The organism is Alteromonas sp. AWM4_230, from assembly GCF_056158305.1.
Genome location: NZ_JBSWTB010000001.1, coordinates 2,301,745 through 2,326,103 on the forward strand (window position 1 = coordinate 2,301,745; position 24,359 = coordinate 2,326,103).

General features: G+C 44.5%; 18 protein-coding genes and 1 pseudogene. 4 read left to right on the plus strand and 15 right to left on the minus strand.

The genetic code is table 11. From position 1 onward, the window contains the following. Positions 1 to 51: 51 nt before the first annotated feature. The 4 genes from ACXACS_RS09800 to ACXACS_RS09815 all read right to left on the minus strand — a co-directional run bounded on the left by ACXACS_RS09800 (position 52) and on the right by ACXACS_RS09815 (position 6,170). Positions 52 to 2,175 (minus strand): response regulator, encoded by a 2,124-nt coding sequence (locus ACXACS_RS09800; RefSeq protein WP_474806151.1) that lies wholly within the window; start codon positions 2,173 to 2,175, stop codon positions 52 to 54. Between the two features lie 89 nt (positions 2,176 to 2,264). Continuing rightward, a complete protein-coding gene (locus tag ACXACS_RS09805; protein WP_474806153.1) occupies positions 2,265 to 3,455 on the minus strand; it encodes a pectinesterase family protein in 1,191 nt (396 codons plus the stop codon). 10 nt (positions 3,456 to 3,465) lie between these two features. Further along, positions 3,466 to 4,932: a glycoside hydrolase family 28 protein gene (locus ACXACS_RS09810; protein ID WP_474806155.1), complete on the minus strand. Its 1,467-nt coding sequence runs from the start codon at positions 4,930 to 4,932 to the stop codon at positions 3,466 to 3,468. A 32-nt stretch (positions 4,933 to 4,964) separates the two neighbouring features. Further along, positions 4,965 to 6,170 carry a glycoside hydrolase family 88/105 protein gene (locus ACXACS_RS09815; RefSeq protein WP_474806157.1) on the minus strand — a complete coding sequence of 402 codons (1,206 nt, stop codon included), beginning with the start codon at positions 6,168 to 6,170 and terminating at the stop codon, positions 4,965 to 4,967. Positions 6,171 to 6,848: 678 nt separating this feature from the next. Here ACXACS_RS09815 and ACXACS_RS09820 point away from each other — a divergent pair. After that, positions 6,849 to 9,548 (plus strand): TonB-dependent receptor, encoded by a 2,700-nt coding sequence (locus ACXACS_RS09820; protein WP_474806158.1) that lies wholly within the window; start codon positions 6,849 to 6,851, stop codon positions 9,546 to 9,548. A 203-nt stretch (positions 9,549 to 9,751) separates the two neighbouring features. Beyond that, on the plus strand, positions 9,752 to 10,687 hold the full coding sequence (locus ACXACS_RS09825) for a rhamnogalacturonan acetylesterase (RefSeq protein ID WP_474806160.1): 936 nt from the start codon (positions 9,752 to 9,754) through the stop codon (positions 10,685 to 10,687). 174 nt (positions 10,688 to 10,861) lie between these two features. Here the strand turns inward: ACXACS_RS09825 and ACXACS_RS09830 are convergent, their stop codons facing one another. From ACXACS_RS09830 to ACXACS_RS09880, 11 genes and pseudogenes are all read right to left on the minus strand, one after another. Continuing rightward, positions 10,862 to 11,833 (minus strand): sugar kinase, encoded by a 972-nt coding sequence (locus tag ACXACS_RS09830; RefSeq protein ID WP_474806162.1) that lies wholly within the window; start codon positions 11,831 to 11,833, stop codon positions 10,862 to 10,864. Then, positions 11,830 to 12,468 carry a bifunctional 4-hydroxy-2-oxoglutarate aldolase/2-dehydro-3-deoxy-phosphogluconate aldolase gene (eda, locus tag ACXACS_RS09835; RefSeq protein WP_474806164.1) on the minus strand — a complete coding sequence of 213 codons (639 nt, stop codon included), beginning with the start codon at positions 12,466 to 12,468 and terminating at the stop codon, positions 11,830 to 11,832. Before eda ends, ACXACS_RS09830 begins: the two co-directional genes overlap by 4 nt. Then, complete coding sequence (locus ACXACS_RS09840) at positions 12,468 to 14,009, minus strand: mannitol dehydrogenase family protein (RefSeq protein WP_474806166.1); 1,542 nt, start codon at positions 14,007 to 14,009, stop codon at positions 12,468 to 12,470. Before ACXACS_RS09840 ends, eda begins: the two co-directional genes overlap by 1 nt. Before the next feature lie 2 nt (positions 14,010 to 14,011). Beyond that, the gene (uxaC, locus tag ACXACS_RS09845) at positions 14,012 to 15,427 is read right to left on the minus strand and encodes a glucuronate isomerase (RefSeq protein ID WP_474806168.1); all 1,416 of its coding nucleotides are present in this window, start codon (positions 15,425 to 15,427) and stop codon (positions 14,012 to 14,014) included. 11 nt (positions 15,428 to 15,438) lie between these two features. After that, positions 15,439 to 16,929, minus strand: a complete 1,491-nt coding sequence (locus ACXACS_RS09850; protein WP_474806170.1) for a UxaA family hydrolase — start codon at positions 16,927 to 16,929, stop codon at positions 15,439 to 15,441. A gap of 195 nt (positions 16,930 to 17,124) precedes the next feature. Further along, positions 17,125 to 18,141, minus strand: coding sequence for a LacI family DNA-binding transcriptional regulator (locus tag ACXACS_RS09855; RefSeq protein WP_474806172.1), 1,017 nt, complete (start codon positions 18,139 to 18,141; stop codon positions 17,125 to 17,127). 147 nt (positions 18,142 to 18,288) lie between these two features. Beyond that, positions 18,289 to 19,583, minus strand: a pseudogene (locus ACXACS_RS09860) (TRAP transporter large permease). Continuing rightward, complete coding sequence (locus ACXACS_RS09865) at positions 19,583 to 20,068, minus strand: TRAP transporter small permease (protein ID WP_474806174.1); 486 nt, start codon at positions 20,066 to 20,068, stop codon at positions 19,583 to 19,585. Before ACXACS_RS09865 ends, ACXACS_RS09860 begins: the two are co-directional and overlap by 1 nt. 2 nt (positions 20,069 to 20,070) lie before the next feature. After that, positions 20,071 to 21,054, minus strand: coding sequence for a TRAP transporter substrate-binding protein (locus ACXACS_RS09870; protein ID WP_474806176.1), 984 nt, complete (start codon positions 21,052 to 21,054; stop codon positions 20,071 to 20,073). A gap of 31 nt (positions 21,055 to 21,085) precedes the next feature. Further along, a complete protein-coding gene (kduI, locus tag ACXACS_RS09875; protein ID WP_474806178.1) occupies positions 21,086 to 21,931 on the minus strand; it encodes a 5-dehydro-4-deoxy-D-glucuronate isomerase in 846 nt (281 codons plus the stop codon). 129 nt (positions 21,932 to 22,060) lie between these two features. Then, a complete protein-coding gene (locus tag ACXACS_RS09880) occupies positions 22,061 to 22,819 on the minus strand; it encodes a glucose 1-dehydrogenase (protein ID WP_474806180.1) in 759 nt (252 codons plus the stop codon). 174 nt (positions 22,820 to 22,993) lie between these two features. On the opposite strand from ACXACS_RS09880, the gene ACXACS_RS09885 reads away from it, so the two are divergent. Further along, positions 22,994 to 24,058, plus strand: a complete 1,065-nt coding sequence (locus ACXACS_RS09885; RefSeq protein WP_474806182.1) for a DUF4861 family protein — start codon at positions 22,994 to 22,996, stop codon at positions 24,056 to 24,058. Positions 24,059 to 24,077: 19 nt separating this feature from the next. Continuing rightward, complete coding sequence (locus ACXACS_RS09890) at positions 24,078 to 24,227, plus strand: DUF4861 family protein (protein WP_474806184.1); 150 nt, start codon at positions 24,078 to 24,080, stop codon at positions 24,225 to 24,227. The last annotated feature ends 132 nt before the right edge of the window (positions 24,228 to 24,359 follow it).

The following is a 24,359-nucleotide window of genomic DNA, read 5'->3' on the forward strand; positions in this document are numbered from 1 at the left end:
TCGTTAATATTGATGTTTGGTAAACCTAGCCCATAAGTACAAGCGTCTTTATTAACTGATGTATCTTTTAATCGTAGCGAGTAGGGTGTCTTTATCCAATGGTTTCGCTAGGAAATCATCCATGCCCGCATCTAAGCACTCTTCTTTATCTTCTGCAAATGCATTTGCGGTCAGTGCGATTATAGGAGTGTTAGTTTCCAGTGTTTTTCTCAAAATAATTGAGGCTTCAATACCGCCCATAATCGGCATGTTACAATCCATAAGTATCAGGTCGAAGTTGTGTCGTTTACATATTTCAACGGCATCTTGGCCGTTCTTAACATGCAGATATTTGTACCCTTCAGTTTGCAATATAGCTTTGACAATCTCAGCGTTAATTTCGTTGTCTTCGGCCAATAGTATCCGTTTCTTTTTGTTGAGTTCTTGAATCTCTTGGCGGCTAACAGGCTTTGTTTCAATCAACTTACTTAAATCATTTTCCAGTTCACGTCGGTTGATTGGTTTTGCATGAGTTTTCCAAATACTTTCGAGTATTTCGTGTTCGTCTTCCAATCTTTCTAGCTCAGCCGAAATTAATATTACTTTAGGAAATTTGGGCGGTTTTAAATTTTTAAGATGGTGAAGTAAATCTACGCCGCTCATTCCTGGCATAGAAAGGTCAAGAATTATGACATCAAAACTAAAAGGTTCGTCATCTAAAAATGCTTTTGCACTTTCATAGCTACAGGGCTTAATCGACATAGACGCAACGATGTGCTCAAAGTATTCGCGACTGGTTTGTAAATCGTCAATGATCGCACAGCGTAAGTTAGCATTAGGAACAATATCAATGTCTGGTAGCAGTGCCTCTTTAGCCGGTAACGTAAAGCTGAAAGTACTGCCTTGACCTGAGAATGAGACCACATTTATGTCACCACCCATTAAGTTAGCTAGCTGTTTTGCGATACTTAGCCCTAGCCCTGTGCCACCAAATTCTCGTGTTGTAGATTGGTCAGCTTGTTCAAATTTTTTAAAAATGTTCTCTAGCTTAGAAGAGGGAATGCCAATGCCTGTATCGATAACATCAAAGATAAGGCGATTGCCATTTTCATGTTTAGCGTGTGTCACTTTTAGCGTTACCGAGCCTTCGGCCGTAAACTTAATCGCGTTGCTTAGCAGGTTGTGTAAGATTTGCGCTATTCGCGTTATATCACCTTGAATAACATGGGGAAGATTAGCGTCTTTTAAATAGTGAAATTCGAGCCCTTTACGCTGGCAATAAACCCGTTGTAACGACACCACATCGTCTAGTACTTGCAATAAATCAACAGGGGCCCGTTCTATTTTTATTTTGCCGGCTTCAATCTTTGATATGTCGAGAATGTCATTAATCAAAACTAACAGCTGCCGTCCGGCTGTTTTAGCCTTTCTTAAGTACAAGTTACTTTTTTCCGGATTATCGATCGCCAGCTCTATCATGCCAAATAAACCATTCATAGGCGTACGTAGCTCATGGCTCATGCTTGAAAGGAATTCTGATTTTGCTTTACTGGCTTTCTCGGCTTTTTCTGCGGCATTTTGTGCTAATTCTTTCGAGTGCTCTAGCGCGTTGATAGAGCGTTTAACCTGACGCTCCATAGGAAAGAAAATAAGCGCGGCTTCTATAATCAGTAGAGCAAGTGCCGCCAGCCACAGGTACATTTCAATAGTAAGGACGGTATCTACACGTGATGTTGCGTTCTGTTCGAATTGGTTCACAACATTGTCTAGCTGCTGTAGAAGCGACGTAAGCTCTCGAACTGGCATAAGGGGAGACGTTTCGCAACGTGCATTTGTTAACAAGGTCTCAGCTCTATCGACAAAGTTTTTGACTTTTGAATCAAGCTGTCCTTGTTGAAAATAAGTGTTAAACGTTTGAGTAGGCAGATGTTCCAACGAAACAAGATACTTATGATTTTGTTTGAATTTAGCAAGATCTTGTTTTAAGTAGCCTAATTCTTGATTGTCTTTACATAATGTCGATGAGGCAGCTAGCATCGCTATGCGTTGCGATAGCATACGCTGCTGGCCTGCAATATTAATAATTTCTCCATCTTGCTTTTGTTCTTTAATCAATCCTGAAAGAATTAAAAAAGACAAGGTAATTAGCGATGCGGTTAGCGCTAAAGCAACGATATATCGAAAACGTATGGACATAAGGTAAAGAAATGCACAGTGGTAACTAAAAGATAATAGATGCCAAGTGGTTACGCAATGTGCTGAGCAAATTACTTTTTTAAGTGACCCTATTCATCATCGCTTGGAAAATCGTTTGGCTCCCAGCCACGCAATACCGCGTCCTTAGTGTAAAACTCTGCTTCTTTATCGTTTAGAAAATGGGAGCCAATTGCAGGTGATGCGGCTTCTTTAGGTGCACCACCTCCAAAAGATTGGTATTCGGAAAACCGTGCTTCTGTGTGGGGACTAAATGGTCTCTTTGTACCTTTTGGTGTAGTCCCTCCCATAGTAGTCCATCGAGTTGGAGTAATATGAGTGTCCATATAGGTATTAATAAAGGTCGCTTTGCCTACAGCGAAAGGGTTTGCATAACGGCCATCTGAAAAGGTGGTTGTTGGGTGCCAAGGCCTTCCCAGTGCCACGCTTTCATCTGGAACATCGTTTTCTCTTTCAAGCCTACAGTTATTGAAAGTAAGTCCATATGGGCGCTGTAAATGGGTGCTTGGGGCGGTTATGTAGCCCGTTAGTCCTTCGCTGTCACCACCTGAATGACGTGCTCGTGAGACAATTGAAACGCTCTCAAAAAATGCTGTGCCCTCACCAAAAATGAAGTCAATATGTCCTGCTATTGTTCCGCCTTCAATCAAAGCGCGGTCACCTTTTAAATAGAGGGTGTCTTGATAACCCCAGAGTGCCACATTTTTAAGGTAAGTGCGATCTGAGTTCACATCTGTTTTAAGCGCTACTGCCTGCGTACCTGATAATCGAGTAGGGTCATCTTTTGCTTTGACCTCGTTACCGGGATAATCAAAGTCATTGGTGATTGTAATATTTTCGATAGTGATGTTATCACCTAAAATCTCTACCGTGGCAGTACGGCGGGTTCCCCATTTTTCTTCAGAGTTCTCTGCGACCTTTTGACCTGCATATCGATTGAAAACGACAGTCGTTGTTTCTTGCGACTGGCCTACCAAGTGGACATTATCAGCGTTAATGACGACACGCTCTCGATAAATGCCTTCGTTAATAAAGACGGTCCATACTTTATCTTTTTGTGGCTCGTGAGACTCGATATAAGCAACAGCTTGGGACACAGAGTTAAAATGAGGCAAAGCGTCCTTACTTACGTCCCTGTCATGTGATTTGGCGACCACTACATCCGTCGTTGCTGGCATTGCCGCGCTCAATCCACTGAAAAGTATACCTGTTAGCGACACAAAGGCTAAACTAAGACTGACACGTGCTTTATCAAATTCCATAGTATTTATTCTACAACCCACGCTCGTTAAACGGTTGATTATTAATAAACACATTATTTATAGAAAGGTGCGCCACATTTTCGATAACAGCATCTTTGAGCGCACGTTTTATCGTTATGTTATTTAACCTTAAGCCGGAAATGGGCGTATGGTCATACCCGCGAAGTACAAAGGCTCGGTTAGCAGAAGCAACGTTCAAGTTCTCTATGGTGATATCTTCTAACAGAGGAGGGAAGTTGCCTGCATCACCTTCTTCGTAAAAGAAATTCACGACAACGGCGTCTTTCACTGTCCCAATATCGATATTGCGATAGTTGAGGTTTTTTAGGTGACCACCCCGAATACTGTTGGTTTTAATTCTAATGCCGCGGTCTAAATCAGGACTACTCATGGTGCAATACTGCGCATAGAGATTCTCTACACCACCGGATATTTCACTGCCGATTACAACACCGCCATGGCCCGCCTTCATCTCGCAATGTTCTATGACAATATTACTGCAGGGAACATTGACCCTTCTGCCGTCTGCATTACGTCCAGATTTAATGGCGATGCAATCGTCGCCTGTATCAAACGTACAGTTAGATATAAGCACGTTTGTGCAGCTTTCAGGGTCACACCCGTCGGAATTTGGGCCGAAACTTTTACAGTACACGTCGTTAACGGTGACGTTCTTGCAAAGCACAGGGTTAACTAACCAAAATGGAGAGCGCAGCATGGTAACACCCTCAATAAGTACATTTTCACAGCGGTAAGGTTGTATAAACGGAGGGCGCAGGTAGTTATCTTCAAAAACGCGATCACTAACGGGTGTCCCATTTTCTACCATTTGCTGAAGCGTATCTCTGGTGTATCTTTGGTTTTCAACCGGATCATCACCCCATGTTGAAGCCTTCCACTTACCTTTCCACGGCCACCAGTTGTTTTTTGCTGCACTACCGTCAAGCGTACCTTTGCCGGTAATTGCGATATTGCTTTGCTCAAACGCATAAATAAGAGGGGAGTAACCCATCAACTCCATACCCTCCCAGCGAGTAAAAACGTAAGGTTTGTAGTCATCAGGATTGGTAGAAAATCGAATTGTTGCGCCTGACACAATATGCAAGTTTATATTCGACTGTAGGTGAATAGGGCCTTTGCATAGCCAGTTGCCTTTTGGCACAACCACTTTGCCACCACCTTGGCGTGCGACTTGGTCGATAGCTGCGTGTAACGCTTGCTTGAAGTCACTGTTATAGTCTTTTAGAAAATCAGCAATGTTAACTTTGCGCTTTGCAAAGGTGGGGCGCTTTATCATCTTTTTTATAAGGTTTGCTTCGGCGTCCCACTGGCGTTGAGTCCTTCCTGTTTCGGTCACACTTGCACATCCAGATAGAAATGTAGGAACACTTACAGCCATCCCAGAAGCTGCTACAGTGGTGGCGAGACCGGACTTTAAAAAATGTCGTCTGGTGCTCATTGACTTAGGTTGGGCCATCATAGACTCCTTGCATTACGATATAGTGCTTTCTACTTATTTAGGTAGTGTGCGGCCAGAATAAATGGGCCTACACCTTTCGCGTCGTTTGCTCTGATTGGTTCGCTCATGTAGTAGTCGAATGAACCATCTCTATATGGATTTCCACCAAGGCCAGCAACAGCGCAAACCTGTTCAAGGCTGATTACGTTAGTTTCCGGATTAACCGAAATCATTTGATCAAGAAGTCCAGCAAACCCTTTTTCTGCGTGAGCCTTGTATTCCTCAGGAAGATACTTGAGGCTTGCACCTTTAGCCATAGCGTAGGTCAGCATTGCTGTACCTGATGCTTCAAGATAGTTTCCTTCACGGCTGCCCAAGTCAGTAACCTGATACCAGGTGCCGGAATTATGTTGATAGGTAAGCGTGGCATCAATAAACGCTTTAAAGCGCGCCTGTAGCCACGGTGTTTTTGGGTGCTCTGCAGGAACAACTTCTAGCACATCCACCATGGCCATCGCATACCAACCTAGCGAACGTGACCAGTGATGTTGAGAAAGACCTGTTTCTTTGTCAGCCCACTTCTGCTTTTTAGAAGCGTCCCAGCCATGCAAGGGAAGGCCGGTAGTTTCATCGTAAAGGTGTTCTTCAATGAGTTCAAATTGCAAAAATACATCGTCTAGCTCTTTCATATCACCGTATTTAACAATGTACTCGGCATAAAAAGGTGCACCCATGTATAGGCCGTCAAGCCACATTTGGTCAGGATAGCGTTTCTTGTGCCAAAAACCGCCTTGCTCTGTACGCGGGTGGTCAGTGAGTTGAGTTCTTAAAAGATCGGCTGCCTTTTTGTATTTAGGGTTGCCAGTTTCTTCATAAAGAAAAAATAACACCTTACCCGGGTTAACCATATCAATATTGAACTTGTTGATATCGTATGTCTTAATACTTCCGTCATCTTGAACCAGCATGTCGTAGTAGCCTTTTACATAAGACAGAAGGCGAGGCTCTTTAGTATCTTGATACACTTCTGTTATCGCGAGAAGGTTGAGACCATGAACGTAATCCCATTGTGGCGTCTCGTCCCAATCGATTTGCCAAGCTTCAGGAAAGCGCACCATTTCAGACTCTATCATTCTCATAGACCACGATTGCGTGTTATCAAGAGGCATTTTCACCCAATCATTTGCATCAGCAGCCGAAGAAACAAACGCCGTGCAAGCTATAACGGAAGCGACGCGTAGAATACCTTTTAGCATAACAAACCCTTATTTTTATAACATTGTAAATACACTCTGTGCTACCGGTAGCATAATGATTTTTATTTGCCTGTATGTCAACGAAATTATTTATATTTTTTAACTTTTATTTTACGTCAAGTGGAAGCTGTGATTTTTAACTAAGTATATGTATATATGAGGTTAAATCTAATTTTCTCCCTTCATTTGGCTTAGGTCTAGATTGCCTTTTGCGATCAATATTATCTTCTGAACTTATACATATAATAAATTTTTTCAATAAAATAGTTGCCACCGGTAGCATAACTAATTAGGATGTAAATCAAATGTAAAGCTTGAGTGTTTTTTCGGGGTTTACATTATTGCCGAAGGGAAGTTTTTGCGTTGATAAAAAATAGAGCTGTACCCTGCAATGCTTCTTATTCATGGTTTTGGTGGTTACAAAACCACTGTAGAGAATTAATTAGAATTGACGCGTTTTCGCTTCCTTAACAGCCAAAGCGTGCTATTGGTTAATATAGATTATTGGCGGCAATGACCTCCAAAATGTTATCCGGTGGCATAAAGGGAAGTGAAATGGTTAAATACGGTAAATGTTGAATTTGTGTTAATTTGAAAGGTCCACACGCGTTTCAGAAGCATTTTCACTTTTTCTTAGTATGTGCGTCGCTTATAAATATAAAAACCGGAGAAACAACAATGTTACCAAAGAAAAAGCAACTCGCTGTTCTTGTCACGTTAGCGTTGTCAGGCGCGCATATTCATGCGCAAGAAGCCACAGACGAACAAGCCAGTGAAACCGAAGCGCAAAATATGGAAGTCATTGAAGTATCAGGCTTTCGTGGATCACTCAATAAATCACTGATGGAAAAGCGAACATCAGTTAACAGTAAAGAATCAATTGTTGCGCAAGACATTGGTAAATTCCCGGACTTAAATATTGCAGAGTCTATTCAGCGCGTTCCAGGCGTAGCGATTTCTCGTGAGGGTGGAGAAGGACGTCAAATTACCTTGCGCGGTTTAAGTCCATCATTTACCCGTACAACGCTTAATGGCATGGAAGTACCAGCAAGTACAGATGGAACAGATTCAGGCGGTGGCGTAAACGGTGGACGTGGCTTTGATTTTAATATTTTCGCTTCTGAACTGTTTAATCGTGTAGATATTCAGAAGTCGCCTACAGCTTCAATGGAAGAAGGCGGTATTGCAGGTACCGTTGATTTGTACTCCGCAAAACCGTTCGATTATGACGGCTTTAAATTCGTATCGTCCCTTCAGGGTGGCTATAACAGCATTACTGAAGAGACCGATCCTCGCGCAGCTTTCATGATCAGTAACCGTTTCGCTGACGATAAGGTGGGCGTGCTTTTCTCGGCCGCTTTCTCAGAGCGCACAGTAAGGCAAGAAGGCTTCGGTACCGTTCGTTGGACAACACCGGTTCGCGATGGCGGCGGTATTTTTGCAGATACGTCTGATACTGTGGTGAACGGCACGCCAGACGTGGGCAATTGCGAGTTTCAAGGCGAATCTGTTGATCCCATCAACTGCTTGTGGACGCCGCGCCTTCCACGACCTGATTACTTTGGTAATGACCAAGAGCGTACCGGTTTTACGGGTTCTATCCAGTGGGCTGCCACTGATAATTTCACTTTAACCTTAGACGGTTTGGTATCTAAACTAGATAACACCCGTACTATGTACAATTTCTTCCATATGTTTAGAAGTACGTTTTCAGAGATTACACCCACTTCTATTACAGTACATCCTAATGGCAAACAGGTTCTAGCCGGAAGTTACGACGGTATCAAGTCACGTATAGAGAGTCGTTTGCAGGAATCAACCACTGACTTTAGCCAATTTGTTATCTCAGGCGAGTGGTTTATTGGTGAAAATATTAAATTAGATATGATGGCCGGCACTGCAGAATCTGATGCTCGTTCAGAGCAGTATCGTTACAACATGACGCTGTTAGAAGAAACCAGCTACGGTTTTGATTTTAGTAATAACATTAACGCTCCGCAGCTCACTTATGGTTATGACGTTAACGATGCAAGTAACTATAATCTTTCAGATGGCCGTTTACGCGCTACTGATGTATTGCGCGAAAACGATACGGTTAAGTTTGATGCCACTTACCTTGGCGACGAAGTAACTATCAAGGCGGGCTTCGCCTACAACGACCGCGTGGTAACCTACAGTGAAGAGCAAATAAATGGCTTCCCAGATCAAGATTCGGCGGTCGGCTTTGCTGAAATGATGCCGGTAGACGATTTCGGTAGTGGCTTTGATGGTCCTCTAGACCCATTTCTTGTTGCTGACTTTGACGCAATAAATAGTCAGCTTCTAGACGTAGTTTGGACACCGCGCTCTGCACAAAGCTGGCAAGTAGGCGAAGAAACTTCTGCTGCTTATATTGAGATGGACACGAGTTATGAGATTGGCGATATGCTGCTTCGCGCTAACTACGGTGTACGCTATGTGAAAACAACCACCACCTCTGAAGGCTTTATTCAAGGCGAAACGGTACAAATTGAAAATGACTACAATAACTTTTTGCCGGCAGTTAACTTAGCACTTGAGGCCACTGATGACGTTGTTGTACGCCTTGGTCTAACCCAGTCAATGACGCGCCCAAGCTTGAACTCATTAAACCCTGGTAACCCTAGCTTTGATTATATTAACGGCTCGGTAAGCGTGGGTAACCCGTTCCTTGACCCGTTCACTTCAGACAACGTGGATTTTGGTGTTGAATGGTACTTCGACGACGAAGCGCTACTGGCAGCAACCGTGTTCTACAAGGACATTGATAACTGGATTGTTCGCGCATCTGAAGAGCGTCTAGTTGATAGTGCCTACTACGACTTTATCGATAACGATGCACAGTTTGACCCTGTAATTGCGCTAGACCCTCGTACTATTCCATATGAGCATAGTAGCCCAATTAACGCTGAGGACAGAAGTGTAAGCGGTTATGAGCTTATTTATCAGCAGCCGTTAAGTTTCTTACCAGGCCTGTTCGAAAACATGGGTATTGTGTCGAACTACACACACGTTAACGCAGACGACATCGAAGGTATGAGTGAAACATCGTACAACTTTACGGTGTATTACGAAACAGACCAATACGGCGCGCGTGTGTCAGTTAACAAACGTGACGATTACCTGACAGACTTTACTGGTAGCAATGGTAACGTTGCACACGGCACGACAGGGCCAACGCAGGTAGATTTCTCGTCATTTTATAACGTAAACGACGAACTCACGTTAACCTTTGAAGTAATTAACCTAACTGACGAGTACGAGCGTTTGTTTACCACGGGTGATGGCTCATTGGATTTGGTTCGTGAATACAACCATACGGGCCGTCAGTTCTTCTTGGGCGCGCGTTATACTATGTAAAATAACAGACTGGCCAAGCATATTGGTGAGCCTAAGATAATAATTAAATGTTGTGTTCCGTGAAGACGGGTGTGTTTGGCCATCGTAATGATGGCCTTTTTTATTTGTGACAAGGCGACATTGCGGATTGTTCCTGAATGCGTCTATCTGCTTTATCACTTAATTGGAGCGCAACTCTACTAATATTGAGAAGGAGAAAAGGTGTGAGAAATTCAAGTAACTCCACCACAGGAAAAATATTCAACGCGCTTCGCTACAGTTTTGCAAGCGTTATTTCTGTAGCCAGTAGTTTTGCATTGGCAGGCCAAGAAAGTACGACGGCTCTTCAAAACAGCTACGTGCCTCATTCGAGCACTTTTGTTCTCGCTAGCTCAAATGCCCACATTGCTAAGGAACAAAGTGCCGGAATTGTAGAGAACGAAGGAAGTGCAAAAGCTCCACCCCACAAAAAGCCAGTTACCCTGCATCTGGTCGGCGACTCAACCATGTCAGACAAGCCTATGTTGTCATATCCAGAACGTGGGTGGGGGCAATTACTTCCTGAATTCATGCTGCCAAATCTAAATATCAAAAACCACGCGGCTAACGGCAGGAGCACGAAGCGATTTGTTGACGAAGGGCGTTGGCAGCTTCTGTTATCTGAACTCTCTGAAGGTGACTTTGTGGTAGTTCAGTTTGGTCATAACGATCAAAAGCAGTCGGATCCTGCACGCTATGCCGACCCGGAAAATGCTTACCCAGCTTACTTGAATCAGTTTGTTCAGGATGTTGAAGCAAAAGGGGCATCAGTGATTATCGCAAGTAGTATTTGCAGGCGTCATTTCACTGAGGAAGGTGTATTAAAACGGACGTTGCTGGCGTATGCCGATGCAGCGAAGAAAGTGGCAGCACAAAATAACGTGCCATTTATCCCTATGAACGCTTTAACTTGCGATTTTCTTGCTCAGGTAGGCGAGCCTAACAGCAACCATTACTTCATTAAGGTGCCCGCCGACCTATATGCGCGCTACCCCGAAGGTAAAACTGATGATACTCACTTGAATGTAGTAGGCGCGGCTAAAATGGCGCAGATATTCGTTCGAGAGTTAAAAGCAACAGCACATCCATTAGCAAAATACGTTTATCGAGACACCCTATAAAATAATATAAACGAAGCGGCGCGCCAGTATACCTAGTATGCCGCGCCTATTTAAACTAACGCACTGCAACCTATCTTAGCTAACTTGCTGAGGCATCGTCATCAATTTTGTATGTGGCGAGTGATTAGTGAGGAGGAGGGAAGACAAAAGAGAAGAGGGAATGTCACATACCGACTATAGCGACGGTATGTGATTAGTAAAGGCATCACTTGATATAATGGCACCGGGGTAGGTTATTACGGTGGCTGCCACTTTTGCCCCGTAGCTCGCGCTCTCAACAGGCTTTCTACCTGCTAGTCGAGCCGCCATATAACCGCCATTAAATGCATCGCCAGCAGCCGTCGTATCAACCACCTGTTCAACACGCTCAACAGGCACAATACATTGTTCATGTTGACGGAGTATATGAACGCCAACTGCCCCGTTTTTCATAACGATTTCTTCAATCTGTTTGTTGGCTAAATAGCTAAATATTTCATCAGCATTAGTGTGGCCAAACAGCATTAAATGGTCGTCAGCACCTGGGAACGCTAAATCTGCTTCAGCATAAGCCTTACCCGTCCAGTACTTGGCATCTTCTTGAGATGACCAAAGGCGAGCTCGATAATTAGGATCAAAGGCAATCTTACTGCCTTTGGCCTTGAGGGATGAAATTAGTTCCAAAAGTGTAGCGCGCTGTTCGTCATCTAAAATAGCAATAGAGATACCGCTCAAGTAAAACCAGTCACACGTAAATTCAGCGCCGTTCATTATATTAAGCGTCTGTGTTGCTGCAGATTGGTTACGCCAATAGGCAAAGGTTCTTTCACCTTCATTGTCGTTGCGGATCATATACAAACCGAGATTACGCGACGACGAGCGAAATACTAAATCAGTGTTTATTTCGTGCTCACCCATTTTAAACAGCAGCTCATCGCTTAAAAAGTCTGCGCCTATAGCCGTTAAGTAACTAATGGAAGATGAAGGCAAGCAGCGTTTTAAATAAACCGCAGTGTTGTACGTGTCGCCAGCAAAGCTTTTCGCCATCAGATTATTATCTGCGTTTTCATCGCGCGTACTAACTGATGACTCACGCTGAGTGCTTCGAAGCTCTACCATGCACTCGCCAAAAATAACCATTCTTTGTTTGGTATCAACGATGCTCATGCCGCAGCCTCATCAAATAATGTGAGGCTTTGTTGGCATGCCAAAGTTATAGCTTGCCAATTTTTTGCTTCAATGGCTACCTTCGGTATCATCCATGTACCGCCTACAGCTCGAACATTGCCAAGCGCAAGATATTCATTGGCGTTGTCGCCATTAATGCCGCCGGTAGGGCAGAAGCAAACATCGCTAAATACGCTTGAAATAGCGTTAAGAAAAGGTGTTCCGCCGCTAAGACTCGCAGGAAAGAACTTCATCTCACGAATGCCTTTTTGATGCGCCAAAAGAATATCGGCAGGCGTAGCGACGCCCGGCAAAAAAGGGGCATTAGACGCAATCAGTGTATCGAGCAATGTCTCTGAGCTTGTGGGCGTTATCAAAAATTGCGCGCCTGCATCTAATGCCTCGAATACGTGGGTGCGATTTAACAATGTGCCCATACCCACAACGAGTTCAGGAAACTGTTTTCTAATGGCTGACAGGGCTTCAAATGCTGCGTCGCTGCGTTTCACTACTTCTATGTTGCACAGGCCGCTATTTGCAATTGCTTCTGCTAGGTGAAGCCCTTCGTCAACAGAATTAGGCTGAATAATAGGGAGCAATGGGGCGCCTTTAAGCATGGAAAAGGTACTTTTCATCACGCGGTTCCTTTTAGTGAATCTAGCGAACTTTCTGGTAACGTAGTGGGAGCAGAACTTTGCTGACTTTCGTTGCTGTTTTCGTGCGATAAAATGTTAAGCAGCTGATTAACTTTTTCGAGCACTTTTTCTTTGAACGTAGTGTTTACCGACAGTTCGGCGAACATGGTTTCAAGAGATAGCAATTTTTTTGCAAGTTCTATTGCCTGAAAGTCTACCGATTTTGCTGTAGCCCTTAACATACTATCTAGCGGGTCGGTGATAGTTTCGTTTAAACGTGCCTTGTTGTTTACAAATAGGCACCAGGCCGCAACGGCACTGCAGAGCAAATCAATATTTCGTTTTGCTTTTAGGTTATCGCGTACTGTGTCGAGAATTCGAAATGGGATTTTCTGTGACCCATCCCAAGCAATTTGCGACAACAGGTGGCGAATATGCTTATTCTCATAGCGCTTAACAATGTCTTGTGCGTAAGCGTTCAGATCGAAGTCTTGTGTTCCGCTATCGGCATTCTCGTTATCACTGGATAGAGACGGCACAATTTCTTCTTTCAACATGGTTTGAATCAGTTGCTTTATGGCTGGGGTACGCATTGCGTCGAATACGGTTTCCTTGCCAAGCAATAACCCTATGTAGGCCAGTGTTGAATGTGTGCCGTTTAGAATGCGAAGCTTAGCTTTTTCAAAGAAGCTCACATCATGAGTAAAAGTAACGCCAACTTTATCCCAAGCAGGTCGTGGGCCAGAAAAATTATCTTCAACCACCCATTGAGTAAATGCCTCTCGCTGAATAGGCCAGTTATCAGTTAAACCCAGTTCAGCGGCAACGTTGGCTTTAAAGCTGTCTTCAGTTGCTGGCGTAATACTGTCAACCATAGTGCAGGGGAAGGCGATGTTCTCGCTGATCCATTGGCCGAGTGATTCATCCGTTTTATTGGCGAACTCGGTCACCGCTTTTTGCAGCTTTTTACCGTTGTCTGACACGTTGTCACAGCTGATAATGGTAATATCTGCATAGCCTGCCTGCTTACGTTGTGCTAGCGCTTGCACAATTAGGCCAACTGCACTTACCGGTGTTTCTGGCGTGACTAAATCAGCTTTAATATCCGGGTGATCAGTATCTAGATGACCTTGCGCATTAAGGCAATAGCCCTTTTCTGTCACGGTAAGCGTCACAATTTTAGTTTGCTTGTTTACCAGCGCAGCAACAATGTCTTCACGATCATGTGCTAATGTTGAAAGGGTTTTTATTGCGCCGATAATGTGGGTTTCAGGCTCGTTATCAACAATACACAACGCATAGAGATTGTCTTGTGTACTCAACGCTTCTTTAAGTGATGCGCTGCGCATTGATACACCGTGAATGCGCCAGTCACCGCCATAAGCCAGCGCCTTTTCGGTATAATACGCTTGGTGCGCACGGTGAAAGGCGCCTGGACCAATATGCACAATGCCACAACCGGTTGCTTCCAGGTCGTAATTTGGTTTACTTACGCTGTCACTTAAAAGAGGTAGCGTTGAAATTGATAACGGCTTTGTCATGATTACCCCAGTTTGTACGCTTGTTTAGCAAAATCATAAGTGAGTTTTCTTGCAATGCTGGCCGCTTCTGTTTCACTAATGCGGTGTTCCACAACTAGCTGTGCAAGGAAGCGACAATCAATACGTCTGGCAACATCATGACGCGCAGGGATAGACAAGAACGCGCGTGTATCGTCGTTAAAACCAACTGTATTGAAGAAACCTGCGGTTTCTGTCACTTGCTGTCTAAAGCGCAACATGCCTTCAGGGCTATCATGGAACCACCAAGAAGGACCGAGTTTCAGGCAAGGGTAGTGGCCTGCAAGTGGCGCTAATTCGCGGCTGTACGTGGTTTCATCTAAGGTGAACAAAATTATGTCGAGGTTAGGCTCGTTACCGTATTTACCGAGTAACGGACGAAGCGCTTTAACAAAATCTGTTTGCATTGGAATGTCGTGGCCTTTATCGCGACCAAACTGTGTAAACAGCTGACTATTGTGGTTTCTAAACGAACCAGGGTGAATTTGCATCACCATGCCGTCTTCTACGCTCATTCCCGCTAATTCGGTAAGCATTTGCGCTCTAAATAGCTCTTGCTCTTCAGCGTTACTATTTCCACTTCTTACTTTATCGAATAAAGCAATACACTCAGCTTCACTTAAATCAGCTGTGTTCGCCGTTGGGTGTCCGTGATCAGTTGCTGTGGCGCCGTGCTCTCTAAAGACGGCGCGTCGTGCACGAATTGCATTCAGGTAGCCCTGCCAGCTTGCAGTATCTTCACCGGTTAATTCACCTAGTTTCTCAATATTTGAAGTAATATCTTCTCGTGATGCATCAACTACATCATCAGGCCTAAAGGTAGTAATAACCCGCTTTGCCCACGGTGTATCTTTAATCGCCGCGTGATGGGGAAGGGCATCAAGCGCACCTTCGGTGGTAGCAATCACTTCAATATTGAAGCGGTCCATCAGTGCACGGGGTTTAAAGTCATCCCCTTGAAGCTGCGCAGTGATGTGGTCGTAATAATGCGTTGCGTTGTCGCTACACAACATCTCTCGCAAACCAAATACATCGTGAAATACAGTGTCTAACCACAAACGGGACGGTGTGGCAGCAAATAGATGATAGTTATCTGCCAGAAGTTTCCAGATTTTACGTGGATCTTTTTCTGTTTCGCCGCCGTCCCAACGTGGCACACCGATATCGGTTAATTTAATACCTTGGCTATACAGCATTCTGAACACATAGTGATCAGGGGTGATAAACAGCTCGGTTGCATTGGTGAAATTATTGTTTTGTGCAAACCAACGTGGGTCAGTATGGCCATGTGGACTTATGATAGGGAGATTTCGAATTTCCTTATACAGCGCCTTTGCAACACTTCGGGTTGCCTCATCGGCAGGAAAAAGTCTATCTTCATGTAATAATATCGGTTCCATAACGCTCTCTTTTAGAGGGTGACGCCACGTTTCCAAATAGCAATCTCATGGCTGCCATTCTTCTCGTTGCAGGTTTGTTGACCAGATGCCACTGCCAAACAATGTTGGAGTAGCGCTTCGGCACACTTATCGATAGAGACGCCTTCTAGAACTTGTCCAGCGTTAAAATCTATCCAATGTGGCTTCTTATTAGCGATATCTGAATTTGACGATATCTTGACTGTGGGTACAGGAAAACCAAGGGGCGTGCCTCGGCCTGTGGTGAATAAAACGATATGTGCCCCCGATGCTGCCAACGCCGTTGAACTAACGGCATCGTTACCAGGTGCTTGTAATAAACTTAAGCCTTTATCTTGCTTGGGCTCGCCATACTGCAAAATGGACTGAATAGTAGACGTTCCACCTTTTTGAACTGCACCGAGAGACTTTTCCTCTAGCGTGGTTAAACCGCCTGCCTTATTACCTGGAGACGGGTTTTCGTAAATAGGTTGGTTGTGGGCGATAAAGTAGTTCTTAAACTCATCAATCAGCGAGTTAAACGCCTCGAATACGTCTTTGTTTTTAGCGCGATTCATTAAGAGCTGTTCGGCGCCAAACATTTCTGGCGTTTCGGTTAAAATGACCGAGCCACCTAGATTACACATTAAATCAGTAACACGCCCTACTGTTGGATTGGCAGTAATACCGCTAAAAGCGTCGCTACCACCGCACTTCATGCCCAACGTTAATTCGCTAGCGTCGATGGGCTCACGTTTGTCATTAGCCATTACTTTTAACAAGTCATAAACCGCATCGACGCCTTCTTCTAATTCATCTACCACTTCTTGTGCGTTATAGAAGCGAATGCGATTTTCAGGTTTATCAACGTGAGGCAGTAAACTCTTAAGCTGATTGTTTTCGCAACCCAAGCCTACAATTAACACCGCACCAGCGTTCGGGTGAGATGCGAGAGAGGATAAGATAGTGCGCGTGTCATCTAAATCATCGCCCAGCTGCGAACAGCCAAAAGGGTGGGTGAATGCGCGGAAGCCTTCGCATTCGCTGGCGAAACGACGGTTACATTCATCAGCAATTCGGTCCGCAGTACGGTTTACACAACCCACGGTATTTATGATCCACACCTCATTGCGAATACCCACTTTTCCATTTTCTCTTCTGTAGCCCATGAACTGTAACCCAGAAGTAAGATGGTTTTGTTTTGAAGCGGTATTTGACGGCGCGTAAACGTATTGTTCAGTGCCTTTTAACTTAGTCTTTGCGTTATGGCTGTGAACATGTTCACCAGCATTAATTCGGCTTGTTGCAGCACCAATGCTGAAACCATATTTTACGATGTCGCCACCGTCTGACAGGGTAACTAAGGCAACCTTATGGCCAGCAGGAATGTCTTGGCTAACTGTAATGTCATATTCAGCGATGTAAGTGCCAGCCACGATAGGGCAGGTTGCAACCGCAACGTTATCGTTATTATGCACTTTAACTAGTTGTGTTTTAACGTCCATCACATGTCCTGCTTTGTCATCTTGAGCTCTGTGAGTTTCTATCGAGCCGTTTAATACTGAATAGTCACTTGAGCAGCTTTTTAACGTTGAGCATTATCTTTATTAAATAGGCTCATTAACATTCTTATTTAATATGTGCCACCGGTGGCATAATAGGTCGAAAATGAAGTGTTAGCAACACTTCATTGCAAAAAGTTACAATTTTTTGATTGAGTCTCGGATAATTAAGTGGGGCTTTACTAAGTAGGTTTCAGTTTCACTCACTTCACTGCCTTCTATGTGTGCAATGATTTTACGCGCTGCGATAGCTGCCATATCACCAACCGGCCGTTGAACCGTAGTAAGGGCAGGGATCACGCGAGCGGCGAGCAAGTTGTCGTCAAACCCTGCGACGGAGAGCTCGTCTGGCACGGTAATGCCCATTTCATGAGCCACTTTCAATACGCCTGCTGCCATTTCATCGTTGTTCGCAAATATAGCTTTAACTCGCGGGGACTGGATGAGCAATTGGCGTGCGCACTCAATTCCGCTTTCGAAGCTGTTTTTACCCTCAATTACCCTGCTTTTAGGTACATCGACACCCAGGCCGTTAAGCGTTTCAACAAAGCCTTCCAAACGCTCTTTTGAGGAATAGTATTGTTGTGGACCGCTGATAATACCAATATCTTTATGGCCCAGTGATACCATATAACGGGCTAGGTCGCAAAGCGCAGCTCTGTCGTCACTGACTACGATATTTTGATGGTCATCTAAATCTACTGACGCCATTCGAACATAGTTAATGCTCTTTTGCTGCAGTGCGTCTGCTAAAAGCTTAGACTCGGATACCGGTGGCAGTATGATGACGCCATCAATGTTCGAACGACGTACAAAATTGACGCAGTCTTCTACAAAACCATCTGCGTTGTAGCGGCAAGGGTGAACGACTAATTCGTAGCCCTTTTGAGAACATATGCTTAACACGCCTCTTTGTACTTGGTCGATATACAAGGCATCGGGGTTGTCATAAATCAAGCCTATCAAATAAGAGCGGCTAGTACTTAAACCTCGCGCTTGCTTGTCGGGGGCAAAGCCCGTTTCTTGAATGACAGCTTCAATGCGCTCACGTGTTGCTTTACCTACATTGGTTGCGCCGTTAATCACACGCGACACGGTACGCTTTGATACCCCTGCAAGGGCTGCAACATCATTGATAGTCGGGCGCTTGTTCATAGTTCTCTATTCTTTCTGCGCTAAGTCGTTGTTATTTCCTATATTACCACACAATTTGTAGCAATATGTTCTTGTTATTTATTCTTGAAGGGTAGTGCGGTCATAATAAATGCAACCACATCTACCCAGTTTTATAATTTAACGTTACTAGAACCCTAACGCTCGTGGCAATGCTTCGCTAAACCAAGAAACATAGGTAACTAACATGAGAACCACGAACATAGCCACATACAAAGGAATGAGCGGTCTTATGATGTTCTCAAGTTTGGTTTTAGCAATAGCACAGGTAATAAAAAGTACCGCACCTACGGGGGGGAGCATAATCCAATAGATAGGTTGAGTACTAGCATGATGCCAAACTGCAACTCGCTCATACCAAGCTCTAGCGCCACTGGTAAAAATATGGGCGTAAAAATAAGTACGGCAGGTGTCATATCCAAGAATGCACCAACCACAATGAGTAACAAGTTGATAAGAAGAAGAATGAGTAATGGGTTATCGCTTATCGATAACAGTGCATTACTTAAAGTTTGCGGGATATTTTCAAACGATAAAAGCCATGACATCGCGGTTGAAGCCGCGATAAGCAGCATTACAATTGCTGTTGTTTCCGCTGCTTTTAAGAATATATCGGGTAAGGCTTTCGCTTCTACTTCTTTATAAAACACCACAGCTAACAGCAATGAGTAAACTACCGCAATGGCACCAGCTTCAGTAGCGGTAAAAACGCCGCCTACAATGCCGCCAATCACTAAGAATATAAGAAATAGAGAGGGAAGTGCGGCAACGGTTTTTTCGACAACTAGTTTAAAAGGAAGTCGTGGCGATAGCGGGTATCCCTTCATTTTTGCGTAGATAAAGCACACTAGCATTAGCGCTAAACCCACCATAATGCCTGGGATATAGCCAGCCATAAAAAGGGCGGCGATGGATACGCCACCGCTAGCGATTGCGTATACAATTAAGATATTACTTGGTGGAATTAACATGCCTGTGGTTGATGCAGCTGCAGTGACTGCGGCACTAAAATTCGGCTCGTAGCCCGCTTTTTTCATTTCGGGCAACATGAAGCTGCCAATAGCAGACGTAGTCGCTACTGCAGACCCTGAAATTGCACCAAAAAGCATGCAAGAAACAACATTCACCAAGGCTAAACCACCGGGAAGCGCACCAATAAGCGCCATTGCACATTCAATTAATCGCTTGGCTATCCCGCCGCGTCCCATGATAAGGCCAGATAAAACAAAAAATGGGATTGCCAATAGTGCAAAGCTATTCAGGCCACCTGCCATACGCTGCGCAATGGTGATAGTAGCAGGGGCGATATCCATGCTCATTACCATAGCAAGCAACGTGGCGACACCAATACTGATTGAAATTGGCACATTTAAAAGAAGAAGTACGAAAAAAGCGACGACTAAGATAATACCGGTCAGTTCCATTACGCTGTTCCCTTATTGTTGTTTCGCCAAAGCGTTGTAATGTTGACCAGTGCGTAGGCAATAATGAGGCCACCAGACAGGGGAAGCACGCTATAAATAAGGCCCATTTTAATGCCAAGTGCCGCCGAGATTTGTTCCAATTCTAAGGTGAGAGATACAAGCTCAGAGCCGCCGTATACCATCACTAAAACACAAAAAATAATGACGATAATTTCAACGCAGGTAAGTAAAAGGCGTTTCACTTTACGTGATTGACGCTCAACAATCAGGTTGAAACCTAAATGCGCGTTTTGACGATACGCATAAGCCGCACCTAAAATACCGATCCAAATAAGTATGAACCTAGATAATTCTTCGGTGATTGAAGCGGGGTCTTTAAGTACGTAACGAGAGACCACTTGCCAAATCACGGTAAGTAAAATACTTACCATGGCAACTATAAGTGTGCCGGCTAAGGCTTTATCGATAAGGCGTATTATTGTCATTGTTACATCGCTTTTATTTGCGTAATTAAGTCGCCAATAGGCGTGTCTTCAAAGCTCTTATGAAAAGGCTTTACCGCTTCAACGAAAGGCGCTTTGTCAGGCGTAATAACTGTGACGCCTTCGGCTTTTACCTTTTCTAAAGATTCTTGCGTAGATGTTTTCCAAAGTTCGCGTTGGTATTCAACAGAGTCTTCCATTGCTTTGGTTAGCCACGTTTGCTGCTGTTCATTCAAACTTTCCCATACCGGCAGCGATGCCAGCATGACATCTGGCACGCTCGTATGCTCATCAAGGCTGTAATACCGAGCAATTTCATAATGACGAGAAAGGTAGTAGCTAGGTGGGTTATTCTCAGCACCATCCACAACGCCTTGCTGAAGCGCTGTGTACAGCTCTCCCCAAGAGACGGGCGTTGCTGCTCCACCCAGTGCGCGAACTGTTGCTACTGCAGTAGGGCTGTTCAACACGCGAATTTTTAGCCCGTTCAGATCGTTTGGTGTTTCTATAGGTCTGTCGTTGGTGTAAAAGCTACGGCTTCCCGCATCGTAATAGCCGAGGCCTTTTAGTCGAAAATCTTCAATACCGGATAGCAACTCATTGCCTAAGTCGCTGTTCAACACTCGCCAAAAATGATCATTATCGCGAAAAATGTAGGGAATACTGAATATCTTCATTTCAGGAGCAAACCCTTCTAGGGGGCTTGCAGACACCTTCGTCATAGCGAGTGAGCCAATCTGCAACAGTTCTACCATTTCTCGCTCGGTTCCCAGCTGGCTGCTCGGATAAATAACCACACTCATTGTACCGTCAGAATAGTAATCGAGTCGCTCTCCAAGGTATTCCATTGCCTTATGCACAGAGTGTTGCGTGTCCAACGTATGCCCCAAACGCAATACGGTGACCTCGCCTTGCAATTCATTTTGCGAACACGCCCCTGTTAGCAATAACGCAGTAGCAGACAGTGTGAGTTTTATATACCGCAACATAATTATTACACCTAATTTAGAGCAGGGCTGCTTAGCGCAACTGTGATGGCGGAAACTTATCCATATCATCGTAATCCAGGTTTTCTCCCGCCATTCCCCAGATAAACGCATAGCTTCCAGTACCCACACCACAGTGAATTGACCAAGGTGGCGATACCACAGCTTCTTCATTCGCAATGAAAATGTGGCGGGTCTCCTGTGGTTCACCCATGAAGTGACATACTCTGCTTTCGCTATCCATATCGAAGTAAAAGTACACTTCATTGCGTCTGTCGTGTTGATGAGCTGGCATGGTGTTCCAGACAGAACCGGTATGCAGTCGCGTCAGTCCCATCTGTAGCTGACAGGTTTCAACAACAGTATTGATAAGCAATTGTTTAATATCGCGCTGATTTGACGTTTCTTGGCTACCTAAATGGAGAACATTTGCGTCTGCACTACCTATTTTTTTGCATGGATAGGCGTGATGAGCTGGCGCTGAATTCAAATAGTATTTGGCGGGATTAGAGGCGTTGTCTGACTCAAATATCACTTCTTCATTGCCTTGGCCGATATATAGGGCTTCTTCGTTATCTAAATGGTAAGTCGTGCCTGAAACGGTAATGGTGCCCGGACCGCCGATGTTTATTACACCTACTTCGCGACGAGCGGTAAAGAAGGGCATTTTTAACTGATCTTCAATGGTTTCTAGCGTCAATGGACTCGTTGTAGGTACGGCGCTTCCAAGCATAAAGCGTTCGTAATGGGTGTATATCCATACGACTTTGCCCTGTGTCATTAGGGTGTCGACCAAAAAAGCGTCGCGCAGTTCTTGCGTATTGTAAGCGTTGGCCTCTTTACGGCCTATGGCGTATCGTGTGTCTATTTTTTCGTTCATGACTTTTTTCCCATTCATCGTTGTTTTGCTGCTCAAGGCTATTTGTTTACTCAGGGCTATCTTATCGCTCAGGGCTATTTGTTTGCTCAAGGCTGTTTTATCGCTCAGGGCTGTGACCCTTGTTAGTCACTAGCGTGCTAAAAAGCCGCCGTCGACCGCAAGGATATGGCCGTTAACATAGTTGCTTGCTGCGCTCGCAAGAAATACTGCTGCCCCTGCTAAATCGTCGCTTTCTCCCCAGCGGTTAGCTGGAATGCGTGCACAAATTTCAGCACTGCGTTTTTCATCATCTTGCAGCGCTTGGGTGTTATCAGTTTTGATATAACCTGGGGCAATAGCGTTTACCTGGACATTGTGCTGTCCCCATTCATTCGCCAGCGCTTTTGTTAATCCGGCAATGGCATGTTTGCTCGCAGTGTAGGCAGGAACAGTAATACCGCCCGTATAACTCAACATTGAGGCAATGTTGATGATCTTGCCTTGCTCGCGCTCTACCATCTTCTTGCCAATAGCTTGGCTAAGTAGGAAAGCTGAATCGATGTTGACCGCAAGTACGTTTCTCCATTCGTCTAAAGGAAAGTCGGTGGCGGGCGCTCTGAAAATAGTGCCACCGTTATTGAGCAGGATGTCGATATGACCTTTAACGCTCAACGCATCTTCGGCAAGTTTAACCACATCGTTGGCATCGGCGAGGTCACCATCTAATGCCATTGCTTGCCCGCCTTTACTTTGAATTTTACGTAATGTCTCATCACAGCCACCTGGTCGAGAGCTCGCGCAGATGACAAAGGCACCTGAAGTGGCGAGTGCTAAGGCAAGCGCTTGACCTATACCTCTGCTTGCGCCTGTCACTAATGCTGTCTTACCTTCTAGGCTGAAATTGACCATGTAATTCACCTCTACCATCTGCGTTATCAAATGCCTGACTTTCATCGACATACTAAGTTGAAATATCTCGTTAACAAAATTTAAAATAATTGCCACCGGTGGCATTTGTCAATATATTGTTTACAAATATCGTAAATTAGTTCAGCGCGTAAACAACCAATGGAGAGCATAAAAGTGATTAAATTGAGAAAGATAGGTCTAATTTTGGTGCCATTATTGGCAAGTTGCTCACAAGGGGATTTAAATTCTGCTTTGTCTGTTAAGGTGAAAAATCCAGCAAACGGTGGTGACGGGAAGCAAGTTTTCGAAATTTCACTGCCTCCGCAATATTCAGGCTGGAAGTTAAAGCAACACCCTTCAGAATGGATAGAAAATGATGAAGGGAAAGCGGTGCTTTTAGGTGCGGCATCTATAGTGCCAGGCAAGAGCATATCGTTGGAACTTTTACCACCCAAGCAAAATTCAAATTATAATGTTCAAGACAGAGCGCACTCGGAACTTTCAGTAAGAACGGGAGGAGAGTGGCAAGATACAGCGTATAGCGCTGAAGGCTTTTCGTTTAAAGAAGTCACTTCGTTTACGTCACCACCTCAGTTAACCGATCATTCTTACTTTTTGCGTTACGAAGGGCCTGGTTGGGAGTCTGATCAAATGGGCTATCGCCTTTATCTAGATTGGCGCAACGCAATAGATGTCTTTGTGAAAACTGATGACAGTGTAGTGTTACCCGAAGTTGGGCAAGACGGCTATGATAGCTATCACACTTTATCTTCGTGGGGCGGAGACGCGCTTAAAGTTGGCAAATCGTTGGGAGTGGGTGCACTAGGTCGAGTAATAGAACAAGAAACCCAAGACTACTCAGCGCTGACAGTCATGCATTTTCAGCATGTAGAGAATACACAATACCAATTGGTATCGAATTCTCAGTTGCGGGCTGAGTTCGAGGTTGGCTACGAAGGGTGGACATCGTCTGATGCGAAAGCGGACAGCATCGACGTTACCACGCACTATCGAATTGATGCGTTCGACCCAACGACCCATATCAGTGTTTCTGTATCAGAGCCTTCGGATAATATTGTCGCAGGTTTAGTGGCGCATGATGGAATGCAGGTGATTAAAGCCGAGCACGGCGATTGGGGCGTGATAGCTACTTGGGGGGCTCAAAGTATCTTGGCAGATAATGACGACTTAGGATTGGCCCTTGTTTACCGGCTGAGATCAGGCCAAAAAGGTATTTGAGGGTGAACATGACCACCTTGTGTTGTTTAAACCTTCAACCGCTTTTGACTATAAAATTCTTGCGGTTTGGCCCAAGCGAAGCACCGATATACAAACTGCCAAGCAATTCGAAGATTATTTGGTTAATAAATTAAAAATGTATAGTCATCCGCTTACCATTTTAAATTGAGCGGCATTGCTCAATTTGGCGAGTAGAATATTGTTTTATGCTGTGGCCTGATGATCTTTGATGCAGGGCAAAGATCAACAGGCTCTAGGTCCGTTTAATCGTTATGGTGTATTTTTGTGTTTTTGCCTTCTT

Excerpts from the sequence above, each read along its gene's own strand:
- ACXACS_RS09800 (WP_474806151.1), bottom strand. The coding sequence starts at position 2,175 with ATGTCCATACGTTTTCGATATATCGTTGCTTTAGCGCTAACCGCATCG.
- ACXACS_RS09805 (WP_474806153.1), bottom strand. The coding sequence starts at position 3,455 with ATGGAATTTGATAAAGCACGTGTCAGTCTTAGTTTAGCCTTTGTGTCG.
- ACXACS_RS09810 (WP_474806155.1), bottom strand. The coding sequence starts at position 4,932 with ATGGCCCAACCTAAGTCAATGAGCACCAGACGACATTTTTTAAAGTCC.
- ACXACS_RS09815 (WP_474806157.1), bottom strand. The coding sequence starts at position 6,170 with ATGCTAAAAGGTATTCTACGCGTCGCTTCCGTTATAGCTTGCACGGCG.
- ACXACS_RS09820 (WP_474806158.1), top strand. The coding sequence starts at position 6,849 with ATGTTACCAAAGAAAAAGCAACTCGCTGTTCTTGTCACGTTAGCGTTG.
- ACXACS_RS09830 (WP_474806162.1), bottom strand. The coding sequence starts at position 11,833 with ATGAGCATCGTTGATACCAAACAAAGAATGGTTATTTTTGGCGAGTGC.
- eda (WP_474806164.1), bottom strand. The coding sequence starts at position 12,468 with ATGAAAAGTACCTTTTCCATGCTTAAAGGCGCCCCATTGCTCCCTATT.
- ACXACS_RS09840 (WP_474806166.1), bottom strand. The coding sequence starts at position 14,009 with ATGACAAAGCCGTTATCAATTTCAACGCTACCTCTTTTAAGTGACAGC.
- uxaC (WP_474806168.1), bottom strand. The coding sequence starts at position 15,427 with ATGGAACCGATATTATTACATGAAGATAGACTTTTTCCTGCCGATGAG.
- ACXACS_RS09850 (WP_474806170.1), bottom strand. The coding sequence starts at position 16,929 with ATGGACGTTAAAACACAACTAGTTAAAGTGCATAATAACGATAACGTT.
- ACXACS_RS09855 (WP_474806172.1), bottom strand. The coding sequence starts at position 18,141 with ATGAACAAGCGCCCGACTATCAATGATGTTGCAGCCCTTGCAGGGGTA.
- ACXACS_RS09865 (WP_474806174.1), bottom strand. The coding sequence starts at position 20,068 with ATGACAATAATACGCCTTATCGATAAAGCCTTAGCCGGCACACTTATA.
- ACXACS_RS09870 (WP_474806176.1), bottom strand. The coding sequence starts at position 21,054 with ATGTTGCGGTATATAAAACTCACACTGTCTGCTACTGCGTTATTGCTA.
- kduI (WP_474806178.1), bottom strand. The coding sequence starts at position 21,931 with ATGAACGAAAAAATAGACACACGATACGCCATAGGCCGTAAAGAGGCC.
- ACXACS_RS09880 (WP_474806180.1), bottom strand. The coding sequence starts at position 22,819 with ATGGTCAATTTCAGCCTAGAAGGTAAGACAGCATTAGTGACAGGCGCA.